Here is an 18,557-nt window from a genome sequence, read left to right as displayed (position 1 = left end):
CGCTGGTGGCGGGACAATGACGCTCCTGGAGATGGGTGGTGCGGGCGATCAGGGGCGCTTGGCCGGTTTGGCCGAAGGCTTTGCCCCGTGCGGCGCGGTGGTCGTGGGCTTCGCCGTGGTGGCCGTGAGCTTCGCCGTGGTGGCCGAGGTCTTCGTCTGGGGTGTGGCAGATCGCCTGGCCGTCCGAGGCGAAGACGGCACGGGCGACGGGGTGGGCGACAGCGACGGCGCGTGTGAGGGCGACGGGGCCGGCGCCCACGTGGGCTGCGCAGGTATGCCCATCGCCGGGGCGTCCGCCTGCACACCGATCAGGCTGCTGCCCATGGCGACCGCCAGGATCGCGCCGACCACAGAGACCGGCCAGCCGAAGCCCCGCAGCAGCCGCCCGCGCAGACCCGACCGGTCGACGAATATCGGTGCGGGAGCAGGCTCCTCAAAGCCCGACTCGGAAATTTCAGGTTGTGCCAGGTGCGCCGATCCGCGTTCGACGGAATTGATCACTGAGCGCACCTTGCGTTGCCTTTCATTGCCTTCATTGCAGTACCTAGACCGCGAGATCGCAGGCAGGGCGAACGCTAGTGCACAGGCCTGAATCGACTTGGGCTCGATGTACGCATTTGGCGCGATCTGCTCAGGCGTCGTAATCGGATCGGAATACCAATTGCCGGTACCGACCAGTAGGACCGCCCCCACGGTCGCCGGGCGCTGATCGGCGCGTATTCAGCCGGAGCCGTTTCGCCGGGACGGCGATGACGGAGCTGGCTATGGTCACTCCGATGGTCGCCTTGAACCTTAAGATGACCCCCTCATGTGATCAGCCGTTGATCCTCATGCAAAGGGCGTGTCCGGGTACCGCCTTTACGCCCCAAGGAGCCCGTGTGAGCCAGCCCCGCCGCACCCATCGTCGCCGCGCGTGGACCGCGCTCACCCTGCCTGCCCTCCTGTGCGTACTCGCCGCGTGTTCCGGCGGCCCCGGCGACGATGCCGCCGCGCCCGCCCCCAGTGCCTCGCCGACCCCGTCCGGACCGCCGGGAACCCTGTTCGACGACTTCCACTACAGCGGCCCCGACGACCCCTCGCTCGCCGCCCACGGCTGGGAGGTCCGTACCGGTGGGGGTGGCCCGGGGATCAAGGACACCTGGTCCACCGCCGGTGCCGGCTTCCCCTCCGACACGACCGCCCAGGGGGGCAGGGTCCTGCGGCTGCAGGCCTCCACCGACGGCACCAAGCAGGGCACCAAGCAGGTCGAGGTGCAGAGCACCGGTACCGCCCTCTTCACGGGCACCTTCGCCGCTCGGGTCCACCTCAGCGACAAGCCCACGAGTGGTCGCAACGGCGACCACGTCGTCGAGACCTTCTACCCGATTTCCGCCTCGGACTCCTCGACGAACTACAGCGAACTCGACTACGAGTACATGCCGAACGGCGGCTGGGGTTCGGTGGGTCCGCAACTCGACACCACGAGTTGGTACAAGGCCGATCCGCCGGACCGGGTAACTCACGCGCTCAAGCAACACCTTGAGGGCTGGCACATCATGATGATCACCGCCATGAACGGAAAGGTAACCTACTCCCTTGACGGAAAGGAGCTGTTCACCAGCTCCGGGAAGTACGTGCCGCGCGAGAAGATGGACATCCACTTCAGCAACTGGCTGATCGACATTCCCTTCAACGGTGTTACGCGCACCTGGGACATGAAGGTCAACTGGTTCTACTACAAGGCCGGCGAGGCTGTTTCCCAGGCGGATGTCCAGAAAACGGTGGACGGCTTCTACAGTGCCGGTACCGACTACATCAACACCGTGCCGAAGTCCTGACCCCTGCCCGTACGTCGGCGGCCGCGAACCGTTCCTGCGATCGGCCGACCCCTCACATTGCGCCACCCTGGTAGCCTGACTTCCCCTCTACGGCTACGAGTTCACGGATCCGGAGACTCCTGTCCTCACCGGTCTGCCGACGAACCCGGGCTTGCCCTACAGTGCGGCGCACGGCATCGAGATGCCGTTCCTCTTCTTTCACCGACCGGGGACCACGATCTCGCGCTTGAGGATCTTGCCTGTGGGGCCCTTGGGGAGCTCGGCCGCGAACGTGACGATCCGGGGGTACTTGTACGCCGCCACCCGCTCCTTGACGTGGTCCCGGATCTCCTCGGCCGTGGCCCGGGCACCGGGCCGCAGGGTGATCACCGCTGCGATCTCCTCGCCGTGGAACGAGTGCGGCACGCCCACGACGGCGGCTTCGGCGACGGCCGGGTGCTCGTACAGGACCTCCTCGACTTCTCGCGGGTATACGTTGTAGCCACTGCGGATGATCAGGTCTTTCTTCCGGTCGACGATGAAGTAGAAGCCGTCCTCGTCGACGCGGGCCAGATCACCGCTGTGGAACCATCCGTCGCGGACCGCCTCCGCCGTCTCCTCGGGGCGGTTCCAGTAGCCCGTCATGAGGTTCTCACCGCGGATCGCGATCTCGCCGACCTCGCCCGGGGGCACCGCGCCGCCGTCCTCGGCGACGAGCTTCATCACGACTCCGCGGACGGGCTGTCCGATCGAGCCCGCCTTACGCGGACGGTCGGGGTGGTTGAAGGCGGCGACCGGTGAGGTCTCGGAGAGGCCGTATCCCTCCAGGACGGTGGCGCCGAAGCGCCGCTCGAAGCCGTGCAGCACCTCGACCGGAAGCGAGGCGCCGCCCGAGACGGCGAGGCGGAGCCCGCGGCCGTCGAAGCCTTCGGGGAGCTCGGCATGGAGCAGCGCCGCGTACATCGTCGGCACCCCGAGGAACACGGTGACCCCGTCGCGGGCCATGATCTCCAGGGCGCGCTGCGGCTCAAACCGCGGCAACAGGGTCAGTGTGGCGCCGGCGGCGACGGCCGTGTTGAGCGCGCAGGTCTGGCCGAAGGCGTGGAAGAGGGGCAGGCCGCCGAAGAGCACGTCGTCAGGTCCGACCTGGAGCAGCGTCTCGGCCGCGGTGGCGGTGTTGGTGGCCAGGTTCCGGTGGGACAGTGCGGCCCCCTTCGGTGTGCCGGTCGTGCCCGAGGTGTAGAGGATGAGGGCCAAGTCGCCATCGGTACGCTCTACGATGCCGGGCATCGGTTCGTGGGCCCGCAGCATGCCGTTGAAATCCAGCGGCTCCGTCACCAGGCATTCGGTTCCGGTCGCGGCGGCGGCCTTGGCGACCTCGTCCGCGAACAGAGGGAACACCAGCACCATCCGTGCCCCGCAGTCGAGCAGGGTGAAGGCCACCTCACGGGCCTTGAGGAGCGGATTCATCGGCACGACCACGCCCCCGACCCGCAGGATGCCGTAGTAGACGACCGGGAACAGCGGCACATTGGGCATGGTCAGCGCTATGCGGTCGCCGGGCTGGACGCCCCGGTCGCGCAGGAGGGCGGCGACCCTGGCGCTCGCGTCGTCCAACTGGGCGTAGGTGAGCGTGCTGTCGTCGTGGCGGATGGCGATGCGATCACCCTGGGCCGCGGCGGAGTGCACGAGGAACGTGGCGAGGTTGGCCATGTGGGCAATCTCCTTGCGTTCGTCTCGGTCTGCGCCGAGGCAGCCCGAGGGCGGATCACGTCACGAAGGGTGTCCGTCGCGGGAACGGCCGGTACCGGGACGGAGCGGCTGGGCCGACCAGGGCCGCAATTGGATGGCGCTCGGGTTCGGGCCGGTCGTGGTCCTCGAAGTCGGCTCGCGCGTGCGTGATCGTGTGGGTGTTCCGCCACGGCGACGGGCCCGAGCAGGGCGCGTGCCGCGGCTCACCCGCGTCCGTCCCACCGTTCACGGCGCCATGCTAGGTTGCCCACCCATCGCCGCGCTTGCCCTGGCGTGACATGAGACTTTTCTTTTCGGGACAGTCTTGGAGCGTGCACATGAGGCCCCTCGTCCGCACCGCAGCCCTCAGCGGCTACGTCGAGCTGTGCCGCTCGCTCGGTATCGACCCTCAACCGCTGATGAAGCACGTGGGCCTGGACACCGCCGCCCTCGCGGTCCAGGACCGGTGGATCTCCGGCGCCGCCGTGGTCCAGGTGCTGGAGCTGTCGGCGGCCGCTTCGGGTCACGAGGACTTCGGAGTGCGCATGGCGGAGTTCCGGCGCTTCTCCAACCTCGGCCCCATCAGTCTGGTCGTCCGCGAGGAACCCGATGTGCGGAGCGCACTGGGGCTGTTGATCCGCCACCAGCACATGTACAACGAGGTCCTGGACACCCGGCTGTCCGAGGGGGACGGGCTGGCCACGTTGAAGGTCGACCTGCGTCTCGGTGAAGCAATGGGCACCCGGCAGGCAACTGAGCTGGCCATCGCCGCCTACCACCGAATCCTGCGCGACTTCCTGCACACCCGGTGGCAGCCGCTCTCCGTGTGGTTCAGGCACCTTGCGCCGGCGGACCTCTCGACGCACCGGCGCACGTTCGGCCCCATCGTGGAGTTCGACCGCGAGTTCGACGGCATCGTCTTCTACGCGGGCGATCTCGACGCACCCAACGCGATGGCCGATCCGCTGCTGCGCGAGTACGCCCACCAGTACTTCGAGGCGATCACGGTGCCCAGGGACACCACAGCCGCTGACCGGGTGCGCGAGCTGATCGAGGTCCTGCTGCCGACGGGGCGCTGCTCGATCGAGCAGGTCGCCCGCAGCCTGGGTGTCGACCGGCGGACCGTCCACCGGCACCTGGCCTCCTCGGGCGAGACGTTCTCCTCGCTCCTGGGCGCCACCCGCAGGCACCTCGCGGAGCAGTTCGTCGCGAACCCGCGCCGCTCACTCACGGAGATCTCCGATCTGCTGGGCTTCTCGTCGCTGAGCGGCTTCTCGCGCTGGTTCCACGAGCAGTTCGGGTGCAGCCCCAGGGCATGGCGCATCGCCAGGAGCCGACACCAGCTCCCCGGCCAGGACTGACACCACAAGGCGCGTCGGGCCCGGCCACGCCGGGTGGCTCACTCGGCACGGCTTACACGATGTCCCCAAATGACAAATTATCTGTCCCGGACAGTCAAGCGATCGCCCTTGCCCGCCCCTACCTTGGCACCACCGCAGAGACGCGGTCGGCCACCGGAGGGAGCGGGCTCCTATGCACGCTTCCTCCGGACCGGTCGATCGTACGAGGGCCACCATGCACCCGCTGTCCCCCGGTGACCCGCATCCCTCCTCGCCGGACATCGCCGCCCCTGCACCACACGCGGCGAGCTTCCGGCGAGTGATCACCGATCGCACGAAGGAGACGGACCGTGCATTTTCACGACGACTCACTTTTCCCGGAGAACCAGGAGAAGCTGGTGATCCAGGCCGCTCCCTACGGGCCGGAGTGGCTGCCCGGGGACGCCGAGGACCTCCCCTTGACGATGGACGAGCACGTACAGGCGGCCGTGGACTGCTACAACGCCGGGGCCACCGTGCTCCACATCCACGTGCGAGAGCTCGACGGCAAGGGCTCCAAGCGGATGTCCATGTTCAACGAGCTGCTGGGCCGACTGCGTCAGGCCGTGCCGGACATGGTCCTGCAGATCGGCGGCTCGATCTCGTTCGCTCCGGAAGACGAGGGCAGCGAGGCCAAGTGGCTGAGCTACGACACCCGTCACCTGCTGGCCGACCTCGACCCCGCGCCGGACCAGGTGACGATCGCGATCAACACCAGCCAGATGAACATCGTCGAGGTCATGACCGACGACGACCTGGCAGGCACCTCGATCGCGAAGCCCGAGTACTACAAGGCCTACCGCGACATGGTCGTCGAGGCGGGCCCCGATTTCTACCTGGAGCACCTGGAGCGCCTGCGCGCGAACGGCATCCAGCCGCACTTCCAGCTCGCCACGCTGGCTCAGCTCGAAACCGTGGAGCGGCTCATCCGAGCCGGGGTCCACACCGGCCCGCTGATCCTCAACTACGTGGCCATCGGCGGCGGTTTCGCGGGCCGGCACCCGGCAGACCTGATCGAGTTCGTCCGTCGCACCCCGGACGGGGCCGTCCTCACCATCGAGAGTTCCATGCGCGCCGTGGCGCCGATGAACGCCATCGGCATCGCGCTCGGTGTGCACGTGCGCGTGGGCAACGAGGACAATCTGTGGCGGCGCAAGGGCGAGCGCATGACGACCGTGGAGCAGATCGAGCAGATGGTGCAGATCTCCGAGGCGCTCGGCCGCGACATCGCGACCGGCGCCGAGGCCAAGAAGATCTACAAGCTCGGCGAGTACTACTCCGGGGCCGACGAGACGCTGGCCCGTCTCGGCATGGTGCCGAACCGCCGTCCCGGTCAGCGCGGCTCCATGCTGCGCCTCGTCTGATCGCCGCACGGGACCACCGCGGCGCCGCGCGTCCACGCGTCCGTACGCCCGTATGTCTGCAGGTCCCCGCGAACCCACGGGGCTGCCGGGTCTGCACCGGCGGGTACCGGCGGCCCCTTCCTCCTCTCCCCACCTCCCCCGAACAACGGAGCACACCCATGGCTCACGCCATTCGCTTCAAGGAGACCGGCGGTCCCGACGTCCTGCGCCGGGAAGAGGTCGTCGTCGGCGACCCCGGCCCGGGCGAGGTACGGATCCGGCACCAAGCCGTCGGACTCAACTTCGCCGACACCTACTTCCGCAGCGGCCTGTATCCCGCGCCTCTGCCCGCCGGACTGGGCGTCGAGGCCGCGGGAGTGGTCCAGGCGGTGGGCGAAGGCGTCACCCACATCGCCGAGGGCGACCGGGTCACGTACACCGGAAGCCCGCTCGGTGCCTACAGCACCGAGCGGGTCATGCCCGCCGGTTCCCTGATCCGGCTGCCCGACGGCATATCCTTCGAGACCGCAGCCGCGATGACCATGCGCGGCCTCACCTCTGCCTACCTGTTGCGCAGGATCCACCCGTTGAAGGCCGGGGACACCATCCTGCTGACCGCGGCGGCGGGAGGCGTCGGCCTGATCGTCTGTCAGTGGGCCAAGCTGCTCGGGCTGACCGTCATCGGCACCGTCTCCACCGAGGAGAAGGCCGAGCTCGCCCGCGCCCATGGCTGCGACCACGTCATCCACTACCAGCGCGAGAACGTGGCCGAGCGGGTCCGCGAACTGACGGACGGTGCCGGCGTCCCGGTCGCCTTCGACAGCATCGGCAGGTCCACCTACGCCGCCTCGCTGGCCTCGCTGCGGCGCCGCGGTCTGCTGGTCTGCTTCGGTACGGCGTCCGGCCCGGTCCCGCCCATCGACGCCATGCAACTGGCGGTCAGCGGCTCCCTGTTCGTCACCCGTCCCGCACTCGCCGACTACATAGCCGACCCTGCGGAGCGGGCAGCACTGGCGGGCGAGCTCTTCGACCACGTCGCCTCCGGACGCATCTCCATCGAGATCAACCAGCGCTACGCGCTCGCCGACGCCGTACGGGCACACCGTGAGCTGGAGTCGGGACGGACCACGGGATCGTCCGTCTTCGTCCTCTGAGCCCCTGCCGGATCACGCGCATCTCCACCCTCTCCAGGAGGAAGCACCATGGAAAAGACTGTCGCTTCGCCGGAAGGCGCGCCCGCGTCGGTACGCGCCCACTCCCGCGGCTCGATCAAGGTCGAGCCGCTGACCTGCACCATCGGCGCCGAACTCTCCGGAGTGCACCTCGGCGACGCCTTGCGCGACAACGAGCTGTTCGCCGAGATCAAAGCCCTGCTCGTGCAGTACAAGGTGCTGTTCCTGCGGGACCAGGACATCACACGGGCCGAACACGTCGCCTTCGCCGAGCGCTTCGGCCCGCTGGAGTCCCACCCGGTCGCCGGCAGTGACCCCGACAACCCCGGCCTGGTACGGATCTACAAGGACCTGGACAGCCCGCCCGAGCAATACGAGAACGCGCTGCACACCGACGGCACCTGGCGCGAGAACCCGTCCATGGGCGCCGTGCTGCGCTGCATCGAGTCACCCCCGGTGGGCGGTGACACGATCTGGGTCAACATGGCCGAGGCACACCGCCGGCTGCCGGAGCACATCAAGAACCAGATCCAGGGGCTGCGGGCCCGGCACAGCATCGAAGCCACCTTCGGCGCCGTCATGCCGCAGGAAAAACGTCACGCGCTCAGGGCGCAGTTCCCCGACGCCGAGCACCCGGTGGTGCGCACCCACCCCGAGACGGGCGAACAGATCCTCTTCGTCAATGCCTTCACCACGCACTTCGTCAACTACCACACCCCTGAGAACGTGCGCTTCGGGACGGACTACGCCCCCGGCGCGGGCCTCCTGCTGAACTACCTGATCAGTCAGGCCGCCGTCCCCGAGTACCAGGTGCGCTGGCGCTGGACGCCGAACAGCGTCGCCATCTGGGACAACCGCTCCACCCAGCACTACGCGGTCCAGGACTACTGGCCCGCCGTCCGCAGGATGGAGCGCGCCGGAATCATCGGCGACAGACCGTTCTGACCCTTTCCTTTTCCGCCAAGAGCAGTTGAGGTGATGACAATGGGGTTTCTCACCACCGCGGAACCCGCCCCGGGCAGAACCGTTTCCGGTTCCTCGGAGTGGCCCGTGTCCCGGCGCTACGCCTGGGTGGTCTTTGCACTGAGTTTCGGACTCCTGCTCTCGGACTACATGTCCCGGCAGGTCCTCAACGTCGTCTTCCCGATGCTGAAGGCCGACTGGCTGCTCTCGGACGCCCAACTGGGCTCCCTCAGCGGCATCGTGGCGCTGGCGGTCGGTCTGCTCACCCTCCCGCTCTCGCTGCTGGCCGACCGATGGGGCAGGGTGAGGTCCCTGGTCTTCGCGGCCACGATGTGGAGCCTGGCAACCCTGGGCTGCGCGGTGGCGGCGAGCTACGACCAGATGTTCACCGGCCGGCTCTTCGTCGGCGTCGGCGAGGCCGCGTACGGCAGTGTCGGCATCGCCGTGGTCCTCAGCGTCTTCCCGCGAGCCCTGCGGGCGACGCTCTCGGGGGCCTTCATCGCCGGCGGGGCCTTCGGCTCGGTCCTGGGCATATCCGTCGGCGGCGCCGTGGCCCAGGCGTACGGCTGGCGCTGGGCGTTCGGCGTGATGGGCGTCTTCGGCCTGGTGCTCGCGGGCATCTACGCCGTGGTGGTCACGGAGAAGCGACTGGCCCCGCGGCAGGATCCGGCGGAGGACGGGGTCGGCCCGGATGAACGCGACCGTCTCCGCGTTCTCCTCCCGCGGCTGTTCTCCTCCGTCTCGGTGGTCAGCGCCTACATCGGCAGCGGTCTCCAGCTGTTCATCGCGGGCGCCCTGATCGCCTGGCTGCCCAGCTACTTCAACCGCTACTACGACATGCCCACCGCGAAGGCCGGCTCGACGGCCGGGCTCTTCGCCCTGCTGATCGGAATCGGCATGATCGCCGGAGGCATCGCCTCGGACCGGATCAGCCGACGCGTCCCGATCCGCAAGTGGGCCGTCGCCATCAGCTGCAGCGTCGGCTCCCTCGTCCTGCTGATGACCGCGTTGCGCCTGCCGGCCGGTCCCGTACAACTGCTGGTGCTGGCGCTGGGAGCCCTGCTGTGCGCCGGAACGGCCGGGCCGGGGGCCGCCATGGTGGCGAACCTGACCCCCGCGGCCATCGCCGCGACCGCGTTCGCCACGCTCACGCTGGCCCAGAGCCTGCTCGGACTGGCCCCCGGCCCCGCGGTCACCGGAATGCTCGCGGACCGGCTCGGTCTGCTCGGCGCTCTCCGGCTCGTCCCGCTCGTGGCGATCGCGGCCACCGCGGCTTTCCTGATCGGCCGCCACTCCTACGACCGTGATCTACGCCGCCTGACCGGGGTCGCCCCGGAGGCGGAGCCGCAGAAGACGGAGGTGCCCTCATGAGCGGTACCACCGAGCCGGTTGTCGTGATCGTCCCCGGCTTGCGCGACCACGTCGACGAGCACTGGCAAACCCTGCTGGCGGACCGGCTGACCGAGGCCGGGCGCAGCGTCCGCACCGTTCCCCCGCTGACGCAGGACCGGCTGAGCTGCGAAGCCCGCGTCGCCGCACTGGACAAGGTGATGGTGCAGATCGCGGGGCCCGTCGTACTCGTCGCCCACAGCGCCGGCGTTGTCATCGCCGTCCACTGGTCCCGGCGGCACCCGGCGCAGGTGCAGGTGCAGGGGGCGCTGCTGGTGACGCCGCCGGACTTCGAGCAGCCGTTGCCGGAGGGCTACCCCACCCCCGAGGTGATCGACGAGAACGGCTGGATCCCGGTGTCCCGCTCGCCGCTGCCCTTCCCCAGCATCGTCGCGGCCAGCTCGAACGACCCGCTGGGCGCTGTCGAGCGAGTCGCCGAGCCGGCCCGGAACTGGGGCGGCCGTCTCGTGGAACTCGGTGCTGTCGGCCACCTCAACCCCGCCTCCGGCCATGGCCCGTGGCCTCGCGCGGAAGAACTGCTCCGCGCACTCGAACACGGCTGATCCCCGGTGCAGCCCCTGCGAGTCGCAGGACTCCACCTGGTCACATGGAAACCTAGAGCGCCAGAAAACGCGCAGGTCAGCGCGCCCGCCCTCGTGGCTCGTCTTGGAGCTCGGGCCCCTCGACGCCTAAGGCCCATTCTCGGCTATCGAGATCGACAGTCCGTCGGTCAGCCATCGATGAGCCACCGTCATGTTCAGCACGCGCCCGCCGGTGGCGGTGCCGACGAGGGCCCAATACCGTTCCAGGCGGGGGTCGAAGCCGGATGACTTCGACACCAGCCCGTGCAGGTATTCGCGGAAGGCGGGGGTGTCCGACTCCCGCCGGGCTCGCGCGTGGGCGGATACGAACGCGTTCACCGCATCCCCGGCGCTGGGCGGGAGACCCTGGGCCAGAGCGGCGGCCGTCAGAACGGCAGCATCGTCGATCTCCCCGTAGAAGGCCGGGGCGTCCCTCATCTCTTCGTCGTGGTCCTGAGTCCAGCGGGTGAAACTGGGCGTGGCGATGAGGAGATGAAGCTCTGCGTAGGCCAGGGCCGAAGCGGGATCGGGGTCCTGCGGTGGGGCGGGTGACAGCATGGCGATCATGATGTCGAGTCGGCGCTTGGGCATGGCCGCGGACAGCTCGCGATACCAGTGATCGGTGAGAGTGCGGTGCGCCTGTGGGAGCCGCTGCACGCGGGAGAGGATCTCCAGACGCCGGAGCCGCTCCTCGCTCGTGCATTCGTCCAGGGACTTGAGCGTGGCCTGGCGCCACCGCAGTTCGGTCAGTCGTTCCTGCACCACTTCGAGCTCGGTTGCCACCAGTTCACCAAGGGAGCACTCACCGGTGACCACCTGGGTGATGGTCGCGATCGGGGTGTCCAGCGCCCGTAGGCGTCTGATGAGACGGATCCGCTCCCACGCCTCAGGACCGTAGCGCCGATGACCACCGGCGCTTCGGCCCGCCACGGGCAGCAGACCGCTGTCGGAGTAGTAGCGGAGGGTCTTCACCGGAACCTCCGTTCCGGCCGCGAGTTCACCGATGCTCCACGTGTCTTGCGTCACAGCCTCTTGAACCTCCAGCGCGCGGGAGGTCCTAGCGTATTGAGCACTGACCGGGCCGGTCCGCACCAGCCTCCCGCCGCTCATGCCTCGTTGCGGCCCGAGCGGCCTCGTGCGGCCCTTCCGATCCCGTCCCCCGACCAAGAACGGTGGTACGTATGTCCCCGACCATGACAGCACCGCCTCCATGCCGAAGAGCCAGGATCCGCGGGGTGCTCTTCCCCGTGCTCTGCACGGTGGCACTGCTCACCGCCACCGCCGTGCCGGCGGCCGCCGCACAACCCGGTTCCCCGCATTCCGCGAAGCAGAACGGTACCGTCGTACGAACCGACCACGGCCTGGTACGCGGCGTGTCACACGGCTCGTACACCACCTTCGACGGCATTCCCTACGCTGCGCCGCCGACCGGACCGCTGCGCTGGCGCGCGCCGGTGCCCGCCGACACGTGGCGCGGTGTCCGGGATGCGACGAAGGCAGCTGAACGCTGCGTGCAGATGCCGACACCAGGTACGAGCGCGGTCCTCGGATCGGAGGACTGCCTCTACCTCAACGTCACCGCGCCGACGCCAAAGCCGGCCGGACAGAAGCGGCCCGTGCTGGTGTGGATGCACGGCGGTGCATTCCTGGGCGGTTCCGGCAGCGACTACAGCGCCGAACAGCTGGCGGTCCGGGGTGACACGGTCGTCGTCACGGTCAACTACCGGTTGGGGATCTTCGGTTACTTCGGCCACCCCGGGCTGGGCTCCGCCCCACCGTTCGGCCTGGCGGACCAGCAGGCCGCCCTGCGCTGGGTGCGGGCGAACGCGGAGCGCTTCGGCGGTGATCCGCGCAGTGTCACGCTGTTCGGTGAGTCCGCAGGCGCCCTCAGCATCTGTGCACACCTCACCTCGCCGACGGCCGTCGGACTCTTCCAGCGGGCCGTACTCCAGAGCGGTTCCTGCCTCATGTCCTTCCCGCGCGGCGCCCTCGGACCCGGGACACCGGCGTACGAGCCGTTCGCCTCACAGCGCGATGTCCAGACGGCCGGTGCAGAAGCCGCCCGGCAACTGGGCTGCCCAGCGGACGGCGGAGCCGAGGTGCTGGCATGCCTGCGCGGGCAGAGCACGGATCGCCTCGCCACCGCGCAGCTGATGCAGTCCTTCAACCGGCCCGCCTTCGGCAACACGCTGCTGCCCGTGGCACCGGCCCAGGCATTGGCATCGGGACGCTTCCACCGCGTGCCGGTCATCCTGGGCACCAACCACGATGAGATGCGGATGTTCGTCGGCCTGACGCTCGCCGCGTTCCCGATCCGCACCGAAAGCGACTACCGCGCCCGTCTGGTGGATGCCTTCGGGCTCGCTGCCCCGGCCGTCGAGGCGCAGTATCCGGCAGCACACCACCCCACGCCCGCACTGGCCTGGGCCACGGTGCTGACCGATCGATCCCTCGCATGCACCACACTGGCGGCCGGGCGAGCCATCGCCGCTGATGCCCCTGGCCTACCCCTCTACGGCTACGAATTCAGCGATCCGGATGCTCCTGTCCTCACCGGTCTACCGGCGAACCCGGGCTTCCCCTACGGTGCGGCGCACGGCTTCGAGATGCCGTTCCTGTTCTCCTCCCTCCCCACCGAGCGACCGCTGACCGACGCCCAGCGCGCCCTGTCGGACCGGATGGTCGACTACTGGACGAACTTCGCGCACACCGGCAACCCGAACGCCTCCGACGCACCGCTCTGGCCTCTCCTCCGCCCTTCGTCACCTCTCGCGCGGTCGGTGCAGTCGTTGGCTCCCGGAGCAGGCGGAATCCACCCCGTCGATGCGTATTCCGCACACCACTGCTCGTTCTGGGACCGCCTGCCTCAGTGAGCCTCTGCGCGTACAGGGGCAGGACGGCCCCGGCGCAGAAGTCGATCGGTCCCGTCAGCCACCGGGCCGCCCGGGTCAGTTCGGCGGATTCGGACGCCTCGGGCCGCGTCGCGCCCAGTTCGCCGCGGGCCTGTGCCCTGTCGGTTCCCAGCGTCGTGCCGCCGCCGATCAGCTGCGACATGCATGGATGCGGGCCCGCGGCGGTCCCTCCCGCGAATCACGAGTTCAGGATCCACGCAGGGGGCGAGCTCGCCGGAACCCGGCCTTGGGTGAACGGCACATCCGAGCCGAACACGTGCATTCTGAAAGCTGCCCTCCCTGACCAGGTGCGCCCTCGGGGCGTCCCGCCTTCACGGCCGCCGTGCGATTCTCTCCACCCCTGCCGGACCCTGTGGTCGGCTGCACCTGCAGACCCGGCGTGACCCTGGTCCAGGACCGGTCTCCCGATCTGGTCGCAGCCGCCGACAGCTGCCTGAGGGCCTGGTCCCCGCCGCGAGCTACCGCCGGATCGAGGTGCTCGCCCGGGCCTCAGAAGCCGTGTACGGATCGAGTGCTCCCCGCTGGACGCCGCAGCACTGGCGAGAGCGTCTCCGACCGGCTGGAGCGGCCCCCGCGGCCGGCTGAGCCGTCCGCGCCGACGTCCGGGCGTGGAGCACCGGCGCGGTACCCGGCAGGGTCGGTCGAGGTCAGCTCAGGGCGGTGATCACCTCCTTCGCCGCCCGCTCCCCCTCGGTGGCCCCGCCTTCCATGAACCCTTGGAAGTCGTAGCTGCAGTGCTCGCCGCCGATGTGGATCCGGCCCTGCGCGGTACCCTCGTACTTCGCGTACTTGTGCAGGTAGCCCGTCGGCCAGTACGAGTACGCGCCGAGCGAGTACGGATTGCGATGCCAGGCCGACAGCTGCGCCCGCCCGGTCCAGGCCGCCTTGGTGCCGGGGAAGAAGCGGTCGATCCCGGTGAGCATCCGGCCCGCGAGGGTGCGTACGTAGGGGTCGGAGTCGGTGGCGAAGGGGCTCCCCGGAGTGAGCGAGCCGGCCAGGGTCCCACCGCCGTACTGGAGCAGGATGCCTCCGTTGCCCGGCTGGACCTTCGTGGTGTCCCAGGTCTGCTGGACGTCGAGGTCGGTGAAGCAGTCCCCGGAGGAAACCCCGGGCCAGGGGCCGGTGCCGCGCCAGGGGCGGCTGGTGAACTGCATGTTGAGCTTGGTGCAATAGCCCATGCGGGCATCTCGCAGCAAGTTCTTCATCAGTGGGTCGAAGCCGGCACCTGTGATGTCGATCCGCTGGAGGATCGGCAGCGGCAGGCACAGGATCGTGTGGTCGGCTACGACCGTCCGGGTGGCGCCGGCGTCGTTGAAGGTCAGCGTCTGGGTGCCGTCGGCCGCGACGCGGACGGCGACCAGTTCACGTCCCATTACGAGCGATCCGGCGGGCAGGGCCTTGGCGATGGCGTTCGGCAGCTGGTCGTTGCCGCCGACGATGTGGTAGCGCTCGTTGGACAGGCCCCAGACGTTGAAGTTGCCGGGATTCGGCTGGTAGCCCATCAGCAGGACGAGCGCGAGGGCGGACTGCTGATCGGTGTCGGCCCCGTACTCGACGTTGTACGCCACGTCGATGAAGCGGCCGAGCTGCGAGCCGTGACCGCCGGGGATTCGGGTCTCGATCCACTCGTACAGGGTCATGTTGTCGAGGGCGGTGCCCGCAGGGGTCGTCGAGTTCCAGGAGACCTCGCCGGCGTCCTGGAGGTCGCGGTGCAGTGCCTGGTAAACGGCGTTGAAGTCAACGTCGGCCTGAGTGCGCGAGTAGTAGGTGCCGTTGAACCACAGGACTTCCTCGGCTCCGTTCGGTCCGCCGCCGAGGAAGTCCTCGGTCGGCAGGCTGAAGCGGCGGCACAGCTCCAGGATCTTCTTGTGGCTGGTGTCGATCAGCTCGCCGCCGATCTCGGAGGTCTGGCCGTAGGCCCAGAGGGAGCGCTGGCTCCACATCCGGCCGCCGACACGGCTCGGGTTGGCTTCGTAGAGCGTGCCGTCGACGCCCGCGTCCTTGAGGGTGAGGGCGGCGGTCAGCCCCGAGATGCCGGCGCCTACGACGGCCACCCGGGCGGGGGCGACAGGCTTCTTCTCGGGGAGGGCTTCCACGGCGTGGGCGCTCGCGGAAGCCCCCGCCGCCGAGGCGAAGGCGGTGCCGAGCCCGAGGGCGGCGGCCCGTCCTATGAGCTGGCGGCGGGTGGAGCCGCGGACCTCGGCGACGGGCAAGCCGAGCCGGCGGGCGGCGGCGTGTTCGGCGGCGAGCCGACGGAGCGCGTGCATCAGGGGCGTACGTGCCATGGCGGTGGCTCCTTCTCAGACGGTCGTGGCGGAGGGGGCGGGTTCGTCGGTGCGTTCGGCGGCGTCCTCCAGGACGACCCGGCCGATGATCTCGTAGCGCTCGGGGGCCCTGAACTTGAGCCACAGGCCCAGTCCCAGGCCACCGAAGAACACCACGCCGACGATCCAGGGGATCAGCGTGAAGAAGAACGAGTCGGCGGCCAGCCCGGCCGCCGTCTTCATGTTGAGCAGCAGCAGGGCGACCACGGCGGCCATGGCCACGCCGCCGACAAGCGGGGCCGTGAAGGTGCGGAACCAGTGCCGGTCCTCGGGGTGGTTCTTGCGGAAGTAGCCGATCACCGCGAAGGAGCACAGGGTCTGCACGATGAGGATCGCCATCGTGCCGAGGATCGCGAGCAGCGTGTACAGGTGGATGTACGGGTCCTGCCCGGTCAGCCAGAACAGCGCGACCAGGCCGGTGGCGATGGCCGTCTGCACCAGGGAGGAGACGTACGGGGAACCGTGCTTGGCGTGCGTACGGCCGAGGCCGGGGTGCAGGAAGCCCTCGCGGCCGATGGCGTAGAGGTAGCGGGCGGCACACTGGTGGAAGGCCATGCCGCAGGCGAAGGAGCCGGTGAGGAGCAGCCACTGGAAGGCGTCCACGGCCCAGGAGCCGATGAAGCTCTGCGTGGGCGCGAAGAACAGGTCGAGCGGACTCGCGGAGGCCGAGAGCTCCACGGACTTGGCGAGCCCGTTGCCGGCGATGGTCATCCAGGAGACGTAGATGTAGAAGAGGCCGACGCCGACGACGGAGATCAGGGTCGCCTTGGGGATGACCCGCTTCGGGTCGCGCGACTCCTCCCCGTACATGGCGGTGGATTCGAATCCGACCCAGGACCAGAAGGCGAAGAAGAGACCGAGACCGGCGGAGGTTCCGGTGAAGGCGTTCTTCGGGTTGACGGGTTCGAACGGGATCCCGTCCGGGCCGCCGCCCGCGATCAGTACGGCGGTGGCGACGGCGAAGAGGACGGCGATCTCGGCGACGAGCATGACGCCCAGCGCCTTGGCGGTGAGGTTGATGTCGAAGTGCGCGAGGGCGGCGGTGACGATGAGCATGGCGGCCGCGTACACGATCCAGGGCAGATCGATGCCGAGCTGGTCGTGGACAGTGGTTTTGGTGAAGTAGGAGAAGACGCCGACGATCGAGGCCTCGAAGACGATGTACGCGAGGACCGCGAGCATGCCGGAAGCCATGCCGGCGATCCGGCCGAGGCCGTGCGAGATGTACCCGTAGAAGGCACCGGCCGCGGTGATCCGCTTGGCCATGGCCACGTAGCCGACGGCGAAGACGGTGAGGACGGCGGTCGCGAAGAGGTACCCGGCGGGGGCGCCGGTGCCGTTGCCGAAGCCGACGGCGATGGGGAGGTTCCCGGTCATCGCGGTGATCGGGGCGGCGGTGGCGACGGCCATGAAAACGACGCCCACCAGGCCCACCGAATTGGCTTTGAGCCGCTGGACCTGTGGTGCGCCGCCGCCAGTGCTGGTATCCGTGCTCATGGCTCCTCGTTCCTGTCGTGAGGGCGCTCACTCTCTCCCCGCGTGACGTACGCCACAATCGGCATGCAGTCCGATAATCCCCTTGCAGGGGCGACGAGTTGTCGGGCCGGGACGGAGCGAGATCAGCGCCCGTAACCGTCCGGTGATGTGCAGGGAACAAGGGTCCCGGTGGCGTCCGGCGCACAAGCGATCAGGGCGGGATTGCGGTTCACCGGAAGCGGCCACGATGAGCACGGATCGAGATTCGGGGGCCATTCGCACACCGCTTGCCCCGTCTCGTTCGGGGCATTGCTGCGTGACCCGTGCACCACCACTCGACCGCATCCAGCACCTCCGCGAAGCCCTCAACCGGCTCCACTCCCCCGCCCCGACCGGCCTCTACCCCACCGCCAACCAACCCCGAAGCGGGCGTGCGACCACACTGCGACCACCAGCAGTCCGGGCATGGAAAAAAGGCCGTCCTCTCGTGTGTGAGAGAACGGCCTCCGAGCTGCGTAAAGCATGGTCGGGACGACAGGATTTGAACCTGCGACCCCTTGACCCCCAGACCTGCCGTGCGCCCGCCGCGGTGGGCGCTGGTCCCCAACTGGTCCCCAAGGTAAGCCACCTGGCCCTCGGCCCGCCCAGCCGTCTCAGACGGCTGGGCGGGGAGGGGGCTGTCCGGAAAGAAACTGACACTCCCGCGCGATTGCCTGGGGCGATGCGTTCGGGCGGAGTGGCACTATCGGGTGTGCTGGGTGATGGCGAACAGAGCGCCGGTGGGATCGCGTAGGACCACGTCTCCGTTGGCGTCCTGGCGAACTTCGGTTGCGCCGAGCTGCAGGGCCTGCTTGGCGTCGGTATCGGGTCTGTTGCTGGCGAAACTGACCAGCCAGAGTGATCGTTGTGCCGTTGGTTTCCCTGGCGGCGGGCTGGTGGCGGCGATGGAGTTGTCCGGCAACCCGAACTCGGTGTGCTGGGGGTTGACGTTCCAGTGCAAGGCCGGTCGGTAGAAGGCGGCAGCATGCGCGGGGTGGTCGGTGAGCAGGCTGATGCCGGCGAAGGTGCCCGGTTCGTGGGTCAGCTGCATGCCGGTATGGGTGCCGGGCTGCCAGAGTGACAGTGGTGCGCCGACGGGGTCGAGGGTGACGGCGGCATGGCCGAGCGTCCCCACCCGTGTGGGTGGCACGACGATCTGGGCGCCCAGGTCCGCGAAGCGGGTGACGGTGGCTTGGATGTCCGACACGGTGACGTTGATCGTCCAGTAGGGGGCGCCGGCGTCCTCGGCCGGCCCCAGGGCGGCGACGAGGTGTCCGCGCAGCGTGCAGAGCCTGTAGCCGTTGGGGTCCGGTCGGGCGACGGTCCAACCGAACAGCGCGGTGTAGAACGCCGCCGTCGTCTCCATGTCGGGGGTGCCGAGGTCGATCCAGCTCACGCTGTTCTCGGGGTGCCGCGTGACGTTCATCGAGATGACTTTCCGTTGAGGCCGCC

The 18,557-nt window shown here is 69.0% G+C and carries 14 protein-coding genes; 8 read left to right on the top strand and 6 right to left on the bottom strand.

The window, feature by feature from the left end; translation table 11 throughout:
- Nucleotides 1–48: 48 nt before the first annotated feature.
- Entirely contained in the window at nt 49–501 is a 453-nt protein-coding gene (locus tag OG509_RS38230; protein WP_406187167.1) for a hypothetical protein, read from the bottom strand.
- A 377-nt stretch (nt 502–878) separates the two neighbouring features.
- On the opposite strand from OG509_RS38230, the gene OG509_RS38225 reads away from it, so the two are divergent.
- Nucleotides 879–1,817, top strand: coding sequence for a glycoside hydrolase family 16 protein (locus tag OG509_RS38225; protein WP_406187166.1), 939 nt, complete (start codon nt 879–881; stop codon nt 1,815–1,817).
- 198 nt (nt 1,818–2,015) lie between these two features.
- On the opposite strand, the gene OG509_RS38220 is transcribed toward OG509_RS38225, so the two are convergent.
- Nucleotides 2,016–3,509 carry a long-chain-fatty-acid--CoA ligase gene (locus tag OG509_RS38220; protein ID WP_406187164.1) on the bottom strand — a complete coding sequence of 498 codons (1,494 nt, stop codon included), beginning with the start codon at nt 3,507–3,509 and terminating at the stop codon, nt 2,016–2,018.
- A gap of 356 nt (nt 3,510–3,865) precedes the next feature.
- Here OG509_RS38220 and OG509_RS38215 point away from each other — a divergent pair, with 356 nt between their 5' ends.
- The 6 genes from OG509_RS38215 to OG509_RS38190 all read left to right on the top strand — a co-directional run bounded on the left by OG509_RS38215 (nt 3,866) and on the right by OG509_RS38190 (nt 10,336).
- The gene (locus OG509_RS38215) at nt 3,866–4,888 is read left to right on the top strand and encodes an AraC family transcriptional regulator ligand-binding domain-containing protein (protein ID WP_406187163.1); all 1,023 of its coding nucleotides are present in this window, start codon (nt 3,866–3,868) and stop codon (nt 4,886–4,888) included.
- Between the two features lie 329 nt (nt 4,889–5,217).
- The gene (locus OG509_RS38210; RefSeq protein WP_406187162.1) at nt 5,218–6,270 is read left to right on the top strand and encodes a 3-keto-5-aminohexanoate cleavage protein; all 1,053 of its coding nucleotides are present in this window, start codon (nt 5,218–5,220) and stop codon (nt 6,268–6,270) included.
- 158 nt (nt 6,271–6,428) lie between these two features.
- On the top strand, nt 6,429–7,403 hold the full coding sequence (locus OG509_RS38205; RefSeq protein ID WP_406187161.1) for a quinone oxidoreductase family protein: 975 nt from the start codon (nt 6,429–6,431) through the stop codon (nt 7,401–7,403).
- Nucleotides 7,404–7,451: 48 nt separating this feature from the next.
- The gene (locus tag OG509_RS38200; RefSeq protein ID WP_406187160.1) at nt 7,452–8,366 is read left to right on the top strand and encodes a TauD/TfdA dioxygenase family protein; all 915 of its coding nucleotides are present in this window, start codon (nt 7,452–7,454) and stop codon (nt 8,364–8,366) included.
- Between the two features lie 105 nt (nt 8,367–8,471).
- Complete coding sequence (locus OG509_RS38195; protein ID WP_406187159.1) at nt 8,472–9,755, top strand: MFS transporter; 1,284 nt, start codon at nt 8,472–8,474, stop codon at nt 9,753–9,755.
- A complete protein-coding gene (locus OG509_RS38190) occupies nt 9,752–10,336 on the top strand; it encodes an RBBP9/YdeN family alpha/beta hydrolase (RefSeq protein WP_406187157.1) in 585 nt (194 codons plus the stop codon). The genes OG509_RS38195 and OG509_RS38190 overlap by 4 nt, the downstream gene beginning before the upstream one ends.
- Before the next feature lie 126 nt (nt 10,337–10,462).
- On the opposite strand, the gene OG509_RS38185 is transcribed toward OG509_RS38190, so the two are convergent.
- The gene (locus OG509_RS38185; protein ID WP_406187156.1) at nt 10,463–11,464 is read right to left on the bottom strand and encodes a MerR family transcriptional regulator; all 1,002 of its coding nucleotides are present in this window, start codon (nt 11,462–11,464) and stop codon (nt 10,463–10,465) included.
- Nucleotides 11,465–11,589: 125 nt separating this feature from the next.
- Here OG509_RS38185 and OG509_RS38180 point away from each other — a divergent pair, with 125 nt between their 5' ends.
- Nucleotides 11,590–13,227: a carboxylesterase/lipase family protein gene (locus OG509_RS38180; RefSeq protein WP_406187155.1), complete on the top strand. Its 1,638-nt coding sequence runs from the start codon at nt 11,590–11,592 to the stop codon at nt 13,225–13,227.
- Between the two features lie 686 nt (nt 13,228–13,913).
- On the opposite strand, the gene OG509_RS38175 is transcribed toward OG509_RS38180, so the two are convergent.
- From OG509_RS38175 to OG509_RS38165, 3 genes are all read right to left on the bottom strand, one after another.
- Complete coding sequence (locus OG509_RS38175; protein ID WP_406187154.1) at nt 13,914–15,551, bottom strand: flavin monoamine oxidase family protein; 1,638 nt, start codon at nt 15,549–15,551, stop codon at nt 13,914–13,916.
- 15 nt (nt 15,552–15,566) lie between these two features.
- Nucleotides 15,567–17,087 carry an APC family permease gene (locus tag OG509_RS38170; protein WP_406187153.1) on the bottom strand — a complete coding sequence of 507 codons (1,521 nt, stop codon included), beginning with the start codon at nt 17,085–17,087 and terminating at the stop codon, nt 15,567–15,569.
- Between the two features lie 721 nt (nt 17,088–17,808).
- Entirely contained in the window at nt 17,809–18,531 is a 723-nt protein-coding gene (locus tag OG509_RS38165) for a VOC family protein (protein ID WP_406187152.1), read from the bottom strand.
- Nucleotides 18,532–18,557 lie beyond the last annotated feature (26 nt).

This window comes from Streptomyces sp. NBC_01006 (assembly GCF_045162725.1).
Classification (GTDB): Bacteria; Actinomycetota; Actinomycetes; order Streptomycetales; family Streptomycetaceae; genus Streptomyces.
This window is presented reverse-complemented; position numbering and strand designations above follow the sequence as displayed.